Origin of the sequence: Pediococcus claussenii ATCC BAA-344, from assembly GCF_000237995.1 — a bacterium.
In the GTDB taxonomy this organism is placed as follows: domain Bacteria; phylum Bacillota; class Bacilli; order Lactobacillales; family Lactobacillaceae; genus Pediococcus; species Pediococcus claussenii.
This window is the reverse complement of record NC_017019.1, coordinates 20,956-33,246: the sequence shown is the minus strand read 5'-3', so window position 1 is coordinate 33,246 and position 12,291 is coordinate 20,956. Positions and strand designations below refer to the sequence as shown.

Genomic DNA, 12,291 nt, shown 5'->3' with positions numbered 1-12,291 from the left:
GGTTTGGTGGGTTCAATCAAAACAAGACAATACTGACGCTGTACTTAAGTCGGGGGGTCTCACGCTAGCGCGTGGGGCCCCTCTTTTTGTGTCCTGACAAGTAAATCAGGAAGTTTGTCAAATGGTGTTGAAGGATAGTTTCTATCCTTTGGAGATCTCCTCGTGTAAAGTGCTCCATAATTGTTAGACAAGAAATCTAATAGTTATGGAGCACTTTTTCTATGGTCAAATATAGTTCAGAATTAAAAGCAGAAGTCGTTAGTGAATATCTTCAAGGTGACATTAGTATCAGTCTTCTTTCAAAGAAACGTAACTTGCCTCGAATACAAGTAGGTAGATGGATACAAAACTTTCGTTTGAGCGGCGCAGACGCTCTTAAACGAAGAAGAGTTAAACGAAGTTTCTCAGTTGAGTTTAAAGTTGATGTGATAAACTACTATCAAACTCATGATGAAACTTTAGCCGAAGTATCCGCAAAATTTGATGTTAATTCTTGTCAAATCAGTCTTTGGAGGACAGCCTTCAATCAGTATGGTATAGAAGCCTTGAAGCCTCATCCGAAAGGCAGAAAAACCAAAGTGAAACATAATCAGAAGAAATTACGTAAGTTAGTAAACAAGAACGAAATCGATCAACTTCGTGAAGAATTGACGAAAAAGAATCAAGAATTATATGATGCAAAATTGGAGAACGAAATCTTAAAAAAATCAATGACCCTGTTCGGAACCTCAAAGGACGAAAGAAAACACAAATAGTTGATCAGATCAGGGTCGAACAAGAGTCTCTTCCGAAATCTAACCGGTATAAAGTCGGCGATATTCTTAAGACCATTGGACTTAAGAAAGCGACTTATCATGATGAACGTAAACGTATCAAAAATTATGTAGATAAGTATGAAGATGTAAAAGTAGAGATACTAAAAATTGCCGAAAGCGGAAGATATCGCGGACGTCTAACCTACGGTTATCGTCGCGTTCAAGAAGAGCTCATTAAATTAGATATCCATCTATCAGACGCCGTAGTGCGTCGTTTGATGGATGAATTAAATGTTCAAGTAAGCCTTTATAACCGCCACAGAAATGGTAGATATTCATCTTATAAAGGTACAGTTGGAAAAGTGGCCCGTAACGTTCTACATCAGCATTTTAATGAAACCGTACCTTTCAAAGTATTACATACCGATGTTACACAAGTACGCTTGGCCGATACTAAGTGGGCTTACGTTTCAGCTATTACTGACGAAGCAAGCAAGGAAGTTTTAGCATTTCAAGTAAGTAATGGTCCTAACAGTAAACTAATTATGGATACACTCGATGAACTCACAGAAAATATTCCGGAAGGAATAAAACCAATAATTCATTCAGATCAAGGTTGGCATTATCAATTGAATTACTATACCGATAAACTCTCCGAAAAAAAATTTATACAAAGCATGTCTCGTAAGGGAAACTGTCTTGATAATGCGCCAATTGAAAGCTTCTTTCATCTTCTTAAAACAGAATGTCTTAATGGATTTCCACAGTGTAAAGATATTGGAGAATTCAAGGAAATCACAAAGAATTACGTCGATTGGTTTAACAATCGACGGATATCACAGAAAACAAAAGGCATGACTCCCTGCGAATACAGGGAACATGCCTTAGCAGTTTAAAAATATTCAATTTTGTCTAACTTTTGTGTTGCACTTTAAGGTTACCTTCTTAGATGGTCTTTTTAAGAATGGAATGTCAGAACGAGATTAATCATAACACGGGAGTATCAGAAATTACAGAAACTTCTCAATGATATAGATAAGAAGGGTAACCTAAGAACGCCACCGGAACACTTAATTGTTACTAATAAAATTAATGCTTTTTAGTGATTACATTAGGGTAGGCCTAAGTTAAACAAAATGAGCTGGAAGGGAAAATATATGTTTTTTTCAATATTTTTAGGATTAGTTTTGTTATCAGTTGGGATAATCTTAATTGCATTTCTATCCTCATTGATTTCATGTTAATTTAAAGCTATGAGATACGTTCTAAGACGTTTTATAACAACTTGAATATAAATATACGTGAGTAAGATAGAATGGCTTAAAAGAGCTTAGAATTGATTACAGAAAGAAATGATAACATGTGGTTAAAAATTTTTGGCATTATTCCAATGATAATGTTTATAGTTGCGTTGTTCTTAATTGGGATTGTTGGGTTAGCAATCATGATTTGGCTTATCGTTGAGTAAGACGTACCAGCTTAATGATATGAACCGAGTGACAAAACTAGATTAAAATTTAAGGCATTTCATTTACACAAGATTCTTGACGCTACCTAAAATTTTAGATTTTACGCTTGACCTAAAATCAAAAAGAAGAGGTAAGGGTCAAAAGATAATTCAACAGCGATCAAGTAAAAGGAAGCACAAAGAAAGTAAAGCAGAGCTTACACAAAGAATTCAAAAACAGTTAAAAGACTTTGCTAAACACAATCCAGAAATTAAGCCAAAAAACAATCCTGAAAATAAAAACGATCGGCCTAGTTATTAGGTTGATCGTTTTTTAATTTATCCGGTTTATGGGCGTTAACATAGTCAGCAAATGTTTTTAAAAGTTCTTCGGTTTGTTCGACCGAGAGGTTATTAGCTTGAAAGTACTTTTCTAATAAAGCCCCTTTTTGAATTAATCGGCGAGAACGGGCTTTGCGGGTTTGCCGATTTTCATAGTATTTAGATTGCCGTAATTTAAAATCTTCCCGCTCAATTTTTTGTTTTAAACGCGCTTGTTGTTCAATTAGTTTTTCATATTGATTAGGCATGGAATTCCCCATCTCCTATGACTAATGATCTACGGACTTTTCCTTTAAAAACTCGGATACTTTTTTGGATAAGGACTTGATATTGTCATTAGATAAATTAGCATAATCTAAATTGGCTTGACTGATGATTTGTTTACCTAGCCGTTGTTCAATCTTATTTTTTTCGTCCTTAATTTTTTGATTAAGGGCTTTTAATTTAGCTTCTTGTTTTTCTAAGTTACTTTGAGACATAACGATCCCTCCAATCATATTAGAAATAATCACCGAAACTATATCATATAGGAAACGTTAAGTCAAAGGATAGAAGTTGAAATAGCGAAGCGGAAGGCATACACTAAATTAAAGTTAAGAGAATCAGAAGAACGAGTGAAACGAGGTCAATGCGCACTTACACACAACAACTAAAGTTGGTTGTGTTATTGTGCTAAACACTTGTATTAGAAGTCGCCGTTGGCGACAACAAAATCAAAACCATAAACCCAAAGAAAGGTGGTGACCGACATGGCAATTTTTCACATGAGCTTTAGTAATATTAGTGCTGGAAAAGGAAGAAGTGCAATTGCTGGAGCAAGTTATCGAAGTGGCGAAAAATTATTCGATCAAAAAGAAGGCCGAAGTTATTTTTATGCTCGGTCGGTTATGCCAGAAAGCTTTATTTTAACACCAAAGAATGCGCCAGAATGGGCGAGTGATAGAGAGAAATTATGGAACGAAGTTGAAAAAAAAGACCGTCGAGCAAACTCACGGTACGCTAAAGAGTTTAACGTGGCTCTACCCGTTGAATTAAGTGAAGATGAACAGAAAGAATTATTGACAAAATATGTACAAGAAAATTTTGTTGATGAAGGTATGGTTGCCGATGTGGCAATTCATAGAGATCACCCAGATAATCCGCACGCTCATGTGATGTTAACTAACCGTCCATTTAACCCAGACGGAACGTGGGGATTGAAAAGTAAACGAGAAAACATATTAGACGAAAATGGGAACAAGACTTATACAGGAAATAGTCGTTTCCCAAGATCAAGAAAGGTGTGGTTAGTTGATTGGGATAAAAAAGAAAAAATCAATCAATGGCGGCACAATTGGGCGGCAAGTGTAAATCAGGCTTTGGAGCAAAAAAATATTCCCGATCGGATCAGCGAAAAATCATTTGTGGAACAGGGAATAGCTGACACACCAATGCAACATGAGGGAATCAATAGCAAACGGCATGAAAGAAAAGCATTTAACCAACAAGTTAAGAACTATCGCAAGGCCAAAGCCAGTTATAAAAACAACCAAGAAAAAGTAATCAATAGAGGTCATTTAGATAGCCTAAGTAAACACTTATCGTTTAATGAAAAACGGGTAGTTAAAGAGTTAAGCCATGAACTGAAAACTTATATCAGTTTGGAGAACTTAGATGATAAACGGCGCATGCTATTTAATTGGAAAAACAGCACCTTAATTAAACATGCGGTTGGTGAAGATGTGACTAAACAATTATTGACAATTAACCAACAAGAAAGCTCACTCAAAAAAGCAGATGAACTCTTAAATAAAGTGGTCGATCGCACGACGAAAAAACTTTATCCAGAGCTTAATTTTGAACAGACCACGCAAGCTGAAAGACGAGAATTAATTAAGGAAACCGATAGCGAACAAACAGTTTTCAAGGGTAGTGAATTAAACGAACGTTTAATGAACATTCGTGATGATTTGTTGACCCAACAATTATTGACCTTTACCAAACGGCCATACGTTGGCTGGAAGTTATTAATGCAACAAGAAAAGGAAGTCAAAATCGAGCTTAAATATACGCTGATGATTCATGATGATAGCTTAGAAAGTCTAGAACACGTTGATCAAGGTCTACTAGAAAAGTATTCACCAACCGAGCAGCAAAAGATTACTCGCGCAGTCAAAGATTTGCGAACAATCATGGCTGTTAAGCAAGTTATTCAAACCCAATACCAGGAAGTTTTAAGAAGAGCCTTTCCTAACGGCAATTTTAATGAATTACCAATGATTAAACAGGAACAAGCCTATACAGCCGTGATGTACTATGATCCTGTTTTAAAGCCATGTCAGGCTGAAACAATTGAACAGTGGCAAGCAAATCCACCACAGGTGTTCAGTCCCCAAGAACATCAACAAGGACTAGCTTATTTATCGGGACAGCTTAGCTTAGATCAGTTAGAAAATCATCACTTACAACGAGTTTTAAAGCATGATGGCACTAAACAACTCTTTTTTGGCGAATGCAAAGCCGATCCGACGATTAAGAACAGTCAGATCGAGAAAATCCAAAAGCAGTTAAAAGAGCAACAAGATAAGGACGATCAGCACCGAAAAGCAAATATGGGGCATTATCAACCGTTGAACTATAAGCCAGTTAGCCCCAGCTACTACTTAAAGACAGCTTTTAGTGACGCCATCATGGCCGCCCTATATGCTCGTGATGAAGATTACCAACGACAAAGACAGGCGCAAGGTTTAAAAGAGACTGAGTGGGAAATGGCGAAAAAGCAACGGCAACACCAAACTCGAAATCGGCATGAAGATGGGGGCATGCACTTGTAATCGGAATAAAAAATGCACCGTTAAACCTGGTTAAAAGCGGCTGAACAAGGCAAAACAGAATTAGATCAAAAATTGAATCATAAGGAGTGAACGAACATGACCACTGTTATCTTAGCTGAAAAACCCAGTCAAGCCCGTTCATACGTCCAAGCCTTTCAAAAGAGCACAAAAAAACAGGGTTACTATACGGTTAGTGACCCTGTTTTGCCCGATAATACGCTTGTCACGTATGGTCTCGGACATTTAGTTGAACTAGCCACACCGGATAAATATGATCAGAAATACCAGCAATGGGCCTTATCTAATTTACCGATTTTCCCCGATAAATACAAGTTTGAAGTGTCAGCTAGTAAAAAAGCCCAATTCAAGGTCGTTAAAGACCTGTTAACGAAAGCCGATACCATTATTGTGGCCACCGATAGTGGTCGAGAAGGGTCAAATATCGCGTGGTCGATCATGAACCAAGCGCATATTGATGTTAAGTCGAAAACGATTAAGCGCCTTTGGTTGAATAGCCTAGAAAAAGACGCGATTATTACCGGCTTTAAAAATCTTGGTGATTGGCACAAAGACTATTTGGCTTATAAAGAAGCCCAAACCCGTCAAATTAGTGACTGGTTAATTGGTATGAATGGCAGTCCTTTATATACTTTGTTGTTAAGACAAAAAGGGGTGCGCGGGGTGTACTCAATTGGTCGCGTGCAGACGCCAACCTTGTATATGGTTTATCGAAGAGACCAGGCAATCAAAAACTTTAAGCCGGAACCCTATTTTGAACTAAATGCGGAAATTTTAGCCAATCAGCAAAAATTCGCCGCGAAATTAGACCCCTATCAGCGGTTTAAAGACGAAGTAGGGCTAATGACATTCATGCAAGCTAAACACGTTCAGAAAGGCTCACAGGACGGTTTAATCAAGAACGTCCAAAAACAAGGTAAAAAGCGTGCTAGTCCCCAACTATTCTCGCTATCCAGTCTGCAAAGTGCGATGAATAAACGGTATCATGCCAGTGCCAGCCAAACCTTAGCGGCCATTCAGAGTTTGTACGAAGCCAAGTTCCTTAGCTATCCCCGAACCGATTGTGCTTATATCACTGATGAAGAATTTGAGTATTTAGTGGCTAATCTGACGAAGTATCTGGGGTTAGTCTCTAAGCAAGTCGCTTTAACCAATACCACCCCGAATAAACGTTACGTCAATGGGAAAAAGGTTGAAGAACACTACGCTATTATCATGACTAAAGTTGTGCCGACGAAAAATCAATTAGCGGCCTTACCTAAATTACAGCAACAGGTCTATGACTTGGTTTTAAGAACGACGTTAGCGATGTTTGCTGATCCGTATGAGTACGAGGAAACCACCATTATCACCCAAGTTGGTGGCGCCAATTTTAAAGCAACGGGTAAGGTCCCAACGAAGCAAGGTTGGCAAGCATTATTTGATGATCACACAGCCGACCAGCAAGCAGCAGCAACTTTACCGCTCGTTCACCAAGGCGATCAAGTCCAAGCAAATCTGCAAACACCGCAAAAAGAAACGACACCACCGGTCCCCTTTACCGAAGGTACCCTGATTACGGCCATGAAGACCGCCGGCAAAACGCTTGATGATGAAGAAGCCCAAGCGATTCTTAAAGATGTGCAAGGCATTGGGACAAGTGCAACCCGGGCCAATGTGCTGGAAGTGTTAAAGAAACGCGGCTATCTCGTCACTGAAAAGAACAAGCTACACGTCAGTGAAGCCGGAATTACTTTATGTAAAGCGGTTGAACTCGAACCCTTGCTAACTAGCCCAGAAATGACGGCTAAATGGGAGCAAGCATTACAGCAAATCAGTACCGAAGAACGCACCCCAGATAACTTTTTGAGCCAGATTAAGAAGTTTGTGGCGAAGTTAATTGCTGATGTCCCCACACAATTAACCGGCAATTCAGCCATTAAGCAACAAATCAATCACCAACAGCAAGCACAAAAGTCCGCCGAGGTCTTCTTAGAAACACCGCAAGCGACCGTTTTAAATAAACAGAAGTTTTATATTGTAAAGCCTAAGCAAGGCGAAGACTTTACCCTGCCCAAGAAATGGAGCAGTAAGACCCTCGGGAAGACCGCCATTAAAGCGTTGGTCACCAAGGGGGAAACGAGCAAATTAAAGGGTTTCAAGAGCAAAAAAGGAAAGTTGTTTGACGCCAAGTTAAAGCTTGACGGCCATAAATTAAGTTTTGATTTTGATTAGAACCTGCCTACCGCCCTGCACGTTGTTTCGGTTGATGAACTCGTCATTTAGGTTTACTTTTCAAAAACCAAAAAGTGAACCTAACCAACGAGTGTAATTGTAAAAGAAGGAGGATATATCATGAAAAATGAACTGGAAGCATTAGCAAGCGAATTACCTATTTTGACGGATAAAAGCAGTTATAAGTACCTATCAGAAGTTGCGGGTAATGGCAAATATATTCAAGTTGCGTGGCAAAAAAAGAATGCTGAATATTTAGCACTTTACGGCACACAATCTATCAAGTTACCCCAAATTGATAATTCTGTAGAGTTTGTAGACGCCGAGGAGGGTTAATCATGCCAAGTAAAGTTGAAACTGAAAAATGGAAAAGGCAGCTTGTCGAAAATGCCGAAAAAGAAATTTTAAAACTAACTGATAGTGAAAAATTTAAAAGTTATCTTGATACCGTAGCAAAGTTTCACCGGTATAGCCAACGTAATATTGACCTTATCTATTCTCAAAATCCAAGTGCCAGCCAAGTTGCAGGCTTTAAAAAATGGCAGAATGATTTTAAACGATCAGTAAATAAAGGAGAAAAAGGGATCAGGATTGCGGCCCCTATTATTAAAAAACTAACTCCAGAGGATCAGAAAAGGCTTGATACGACCGAAGAAAAAGCCATAGTTGGTTATCGCTATATTCCAGTATTTGACATATCACAGACAAGCGGCGAACCAGTCCTAAGTGCTAAAGATTTTGTCAAAGAAAATTTGGCCGATCATCAGAATGTGACAAGTTTATATAACGCGTTCAAAGATTATTTAAACCAGCAAACCGACCTTAAAGTCAGTGAAGTGCCTTTAGCGACGCTAAATGGGGCTAAGGGGTATTTTCAACCCAGCACTAATGAAATCGTCATTGGTGGCGATGAGCCCGACAATGCTTTGAAACTAAAGACGTTATACCACGAATATGCGCATAGCCAGCTACACGGCTTAAAATCAGCCTTTAAAGATCGGCCACGAGCCTATCAGGAAACCCAGGCCGAAGCGGTCGCATATGTTGCCATGCAAAATATTGGCGTTGATACCAGTAACTATTCGCTCGGTTATGTGGCTACCTGGGCTAAAGATACAGCTGTGATCCATAGTGCTTTAAGTGAAATCCAGCAAGTTAGCAACAAAGTGATTGAGCTTAGCGACGGGTTAACCAAACAATTAGGCTTACAAGAAGCCCAAAAAGAGCCTGAGCATGATTTAAAAATGCTAGCAGCCCAGTCACTGAATAAGTCCTATCAAAGCTTGCAACAACAAATCCAACAGGCAACTAGTCCACAACAGAAAGCGCAATTTAAAAACCAGTTAAACGATGTGCACCAAGAAATTAGTGATCGAACTCAAAAACAACTGAAAGCATTTGCTGAACAGAATCCGGAGATCAAACAACCCGAATCCGAACTTGATCAAAGTCTAAAACGTTAGCCAGTTTTTAAAGGTCATGCTATAATGTAATAGAAAAGGGAAGCCTTGCGCTAACAAGACTTCCCGCGCAAGCCGCTTCAAAGGCGGTGGCATTAGTTAAAAAATGATAGTTGAGTCACCCTGTAACCTAGCCAAAGTTACGCAGGGCGGCTTTTTTATTTGTTCCTTTTGTCGATGTATGTTAGCAACGCTAAAATAAACATTGCAAACAGCAACATCAACGAGAGTGTCTGGAAGACGCTCATTGACTGTGAAACCTTCCTGAAGATTATTCCATGTTCCCATGGGCCTCACCTCGCAAGGGAAAAGACAGCCACCGCCCTTAAAACTTCCTGCGTAATCCATTATACAGGTGAATTAAGTGTTGACCAAGCACAATAAAAATTAAGTCATGGGGTTTCATAGGATCCTAAATTTGATCAAATTAAGAATCAACAAAACATCTTTTGTAGATACCCTTTTTTTAGTTCCTGGAGTTTTTCAAGCTTACGCTGATGAAGATCGATAGTGTCATCTAGCTGTTTAAAGAATGAACCTATTTTTTGTTGCTCTGAATTATTCTGAGGAATCGATAGCTTCAGTTCAGTCAACATGTCCATAACAATGTACGGAATATTTCCTGTACGAGCTTCCTGTTTTATTTTTTTAGGCAGCTTATTTCCAATTTCTGAAAATATAAAACTTCTATCTACTAGAAACTCTTGGAGCACATAAGTTCGTTGATAGGCATTGAACTTATTATCCGCTAAATGCATGTATCCAACTGTTGCTCCATTACCTGCAATTGTAATGGACGGTCCTTCAAACGCTGCTACATCGATCCTATATTTTTTAATTCCAGAAGTATAAAAATCATACTTGCCATTTTCAACCATTGCATTTGCATCTAATTTTCCGGTGCTTATTTTAGTAATATCTCCCAACTTACGCTCTTCCCAAGCGTCAGCAAACCCTGCAAATCTTAATTGCGGGAACTTGCTCCCATTTTGGGGGAACATTTTTTGCAAATAGCCCTGTTTAAGTTCCTTAAGCTTAGCTAACTTACGCTGGTTGACTGCGATCAGGTTGTCAACGGATTCGATGAGTTTAACAATCATTTCTTGTTCTGGTCGAGAAGGAATCATGAAGGTGAATTTTGAAAGATTCGACCAGCTAATTCCAAACACCTTTAATCCAGTTCCCATTTGGTAGCCGAAGTGTTTAAAAGAGTCGGTGTGGAGAAGATAGTAAAGATACAGGGAGCTCGCAGAGCTGGGGCGCAGAGTAATAGTATGAAGCCCTGCCACCAGGTGCGTGGGTAAACCAACAACAGCAGCTGGTTCAGCGATTCCCTGATAGTCTTCAGAAGCGTCAGCAACTACTAAGTCATTAACTCTGAGTTCATCGTAATTCGCTGGTTCAATATTTGGCAACTTGGTGTGCTCTGTAACAATATCAGCAACTCCAGTATGGATATCACCATAATGGATATAACGGTATCCAGTTTCATGATCACGTTCCACATCGCGTGACAATGAGTATGATTTGGCTTTGGTTGTAGTTTGGCCTAAAGTACGCTTTTCCCAAGGATCAGTGAAACCTTTAAATCTTAATTGCGGATATTTAGCTTGGTCATCTTTCATTGTGGGCCTCCGGTTTTGACTGGTCATTCACCTGGGTGGTCACTAACTGGCTAGCTAATTCATTAAAGGCTTGTTCATTCTGACTGATTTCCTCGTCCAGTTGCTTTAGATCAGCTTTGACCTGGTTCAGATCAATCTCGGGTTCCGGTTCAAATGTATCAACGTAGCGCGGAATATTTAAGTTGTAGTCATTCTCCTTGATTTCCGCCGGTGAGGCCACATGAGCATATTTATCGACATCTTGCCGGTTTTGATAAGTGGTCACAATTTTTTGAATATTGGCTGCCGTTAGCTTATTTTGATTCTTGTCCTTCTCAAATTCCCGGGACGCATCAATAAACAAGACGTCGTCAGTGGTTTTGTGTTTCTTTAAAATCATGATCAACGTTGGAATACTGGTGGAATGAAAAATATTAGCGGGTAGCCCAATAATGGCATCAATCCGGTTATCCAGCAGGAGCTTTTGGCGAATTTTGCCTTCCTTAGCCCCCCCCGAAATAACACGCCATGGGGTAAGACAATACCCATAGTCCCGTGTTCCTGCAGATGATAAAAGCCGTGTAGCAGAAAGGCAAAGTCGGCTTTAGATTTAGGTGGTAAGACGCCATAGTCGCGGAAACGGGGATCAGACAAGCGTTTATCACTGTTATCCCAGTGTGCCGAGTAGGGCGGGTTCATGACGACCGCATCAAATAAGTAAGGTTCGTCAACCGGCCAATCTTTACTTAACGTGTCACCATTGCGTAAGTGCATATCGTCATACGAGACTCCATGTAACATTAGGTTCATACGGGCCAGGTTATAGGTCGTGGTGTTCAATTCTTGGCCGTGATAACTCACTAAATTGGGGTCTTGCACGTGCTGTCCGACATTTAATAGCAGTGAACCGGAACCAACCGCTGGATCATAAATAGTTCGAACTTGTTTGTCACCTGCATTGCGCTGATAAGTCACAATCTGGGCAATAATGTCGGACACCTGCCGTGGAGTATAAAATTCACCCGCCTTCTTACCAGAATCACTGGCAAATTGCGCGATTAAGTATTCATAGGCGTCACCTAGGACGTCGCCTTGATGATGGATAAGATCAATCGCATTTAAAGCTAACATAGTATCACTAATAGTTTGGTTCCGTTGTTGTAAAGAACTGCCTAATTTATTACTACTTAAATCCACATCGGCAAACAAGCCCGAAAAGTCTTGCGCTGAAGATAGATTTTGTGTCGACTGTTCCAGATCATGAAGTGCTTGAGATAAATCGTCTAACGCAAAAGTATGGGCTTGAATCTTGCCAATCAGGGTGGTGTACAACGCTTGTGGTTGAATTAAATAGCCGAGCGTGTTTTGCAAATACTCCACTAAACTGGGCTGCACCGAGACGCCTTCCAACTCGAACTGAGGATCCATATACTGAGCATATTTCTGAGTGACATTTTCGGTTTCACCCGCCCATTCACTAAAGGTCGTCAAGGTTTTCTCAGATAGAAACCGATAAAAAATTAACCCTAATAAATAATTTTTATATTCAGAGGCGTCCATTTTCCCGCGTAAGACATCGGCCGCATTCCATAGGGCACTTTCAAGTTGACTAGCTTGCATTGTTTTTTCTGACATTGT

Annotated in this window: 11 protein-coding genes and 2 pseudogenes; 8 read left to right on the top strand and 5 right to left on the bottom strand. The window is 39.7% G+C overall.

The window, feature by feature from the left end; translation table 11 throughout:
• The first annotated feature begins 221 nt into the window (after positions 1-221).
• From PECL_RS09655 to PECL_RS09645, 4 genes and pseudogenes are all read left to right on the top strand, one after another.
• Entirely contained in the window at positions 222-755 is a 534-nt protein-coding gene (locus tag PECL_RS09655) for a helix-turn-helix domain-containing protein (protein WP_003680910.1), read from the top strand.
• Positions 683-1,651 carry an IS3 family transposase gene (locus tag PECL_RS09650; protein WP_324608744.1) on the top strand — a complete coding sequence of 323 codons (969 nt, stop codon included), beginning with the start codon at positions 683-685 and terminating at the stop codon, positions 1,649-1,651. Before PECL_RS09655 ends, PECL_RS09650 begins: the two co-directional genes overlap by 73 nt.
• A gap of 440 nt (positions 1,652-2,091) precedes the next feature.
• The gene (locus PECL_RS10365) at positions 2,092-2,223 is read left to right on the top strand and encodes a hypothetical protein (protein ID WP_014386920.1); all 132 of its coding nucleotides are present in this window, start codon (positions 2,092-2,094) and stop codon (positions 2,221-2,223) included.
• Positions 2,224-2,311: 88 nt separating this feature from the next.
• Positions 2,312-2,524 (top strand): annotated as a pseudogene (locus PECL_RS09645) (hypothetical protein); the annotation flags it as partial.
• Here the strand turns inward: PECL_RS09645 and PECL_RS09640 are convergent.
• Together PECL_RS09640 and PECL_RS09635 are read right to left on the bottom strand one after the other, a co-directional pair.
• A complete protein-coding gene (locus tag PECL_RS09640; RefSeq protein ID WP_014386918.1) occupies positions 2,514-2,792 on the bottom strand; it encodes a hypothetical protein in 279 nt (92 codons plus the stop codon). The pseudogene PECL_RS09645 and the gene PECL_RS09640 sit on opposite strands and share 11 nt — an antisense overlap.
• A gap of 21 nt (positions 2,793-2,813) precedes the next feature.
• Positions 2,814-3,041, bottom strand: coding sequence for a hypothetical protein (locus PECL_RS09635; protein WP_080952786.1), 228 nt, complete (start codon positions 3,039-3,041; stop codon positions 2,814-2,816).
• Between the two features lie 252 nt (positions 3,042-3,293).
• On the opposite strand from PECL_RS09635, the gene mobQ reads away from it, so the two are divergent.
• The 4 genes from mobQ (at position 3,294) to PECL_RS09615 (ending at position 9,052) form a co-directional block, all read left to right on the top strand.
• Positions 3,294-5,357: a MobQ family relaxase gene (gene mobQ, locus PECL_RS09630; protein ID WP_041534824.1), complete on the top strand. Its 2,064-nt coding sequence runs from the start codon at positions 3,294-3,296 to the stop codon at positions 5,355-5,357.
• Between the two features lie 96 nt (positions 5,358-5,453).
• A complete protein-coding gene (locus PECL_RS09625) occupies positions 5,454-7,589 on the top strand; it encodes a type IA DNA topoisomerase (RefSeq protein WP_014386915.1) in 2,136 nt (711 codons plus the stop codon).
• Positions 7,590-7,709: 120 nt separating this feature from the next.
• Positions 7,710-7,925, top strand: coding sequence for a hypothetical protein (locus PECL_RS09620; protein WP_003713050.1), 216 nt, complete (start codon positions 7,710-7,712; stop codon positions 7,923-7,925).
• A gap of 2 nt (positions 7,926-7,927) precedes the next feature.
• Positions 7,928-9,052 carry an ArdC-like ssDNA-binding domain-containing protein gene (locus tag PECL_RS09615; RefSeq protein ID WP_014386914.1) on the top strand — a complete coding sequence of 375 codons (1,125 nt, stop codon included), beginning with the start codon at positions 7,928-7,930 and terminating at the stop codon, positions 9,050-9,052.
• 155 nt (positions 9,053-9,207) lie between these two features.
• On the opposite strand, the gene PECL_RS10335 is transcribed toward PECL_RS09615, so the two are convergent.
• The 3 genes and pseudogenes from PECL_RS10335 to PECL_RS09600 form a co-directional block, all read right to left on the bottom strand.
• A complete protein-coding gene (locus PECL_RS10335) occupies positions 9,208-9,270 on the bottom strand; it encodes a putative holin-like toxin (RefSeq protein WP_230083882.1) in 63 nt (20 codons plus the stop codon).
• Between the two features lie 213 nt (positions 9,271-9,483).
• Positions 9,484-10,674: a restriction endonuclease subunit S gene (locus PECL_RS09605; RefSeq protein ID WP_014386913.1), complete on the bottom strand. Its 1,191-nt coding sequence runs from the start codon at positions 10,672-10,674 to the stop codon at positions 9,484-9,486.
• Positions 10,664-12,288: pseudogene (locus PECL_RS09600) on the bottom strand (type I restriction-modification system subunit M). Before PECL_RS09600 ends, PECL_RS09605 begins: the two are co-directional and overlap by 11 nt.
• Positions 12,289-12,291: the final 3 nt, after the last annotated feature.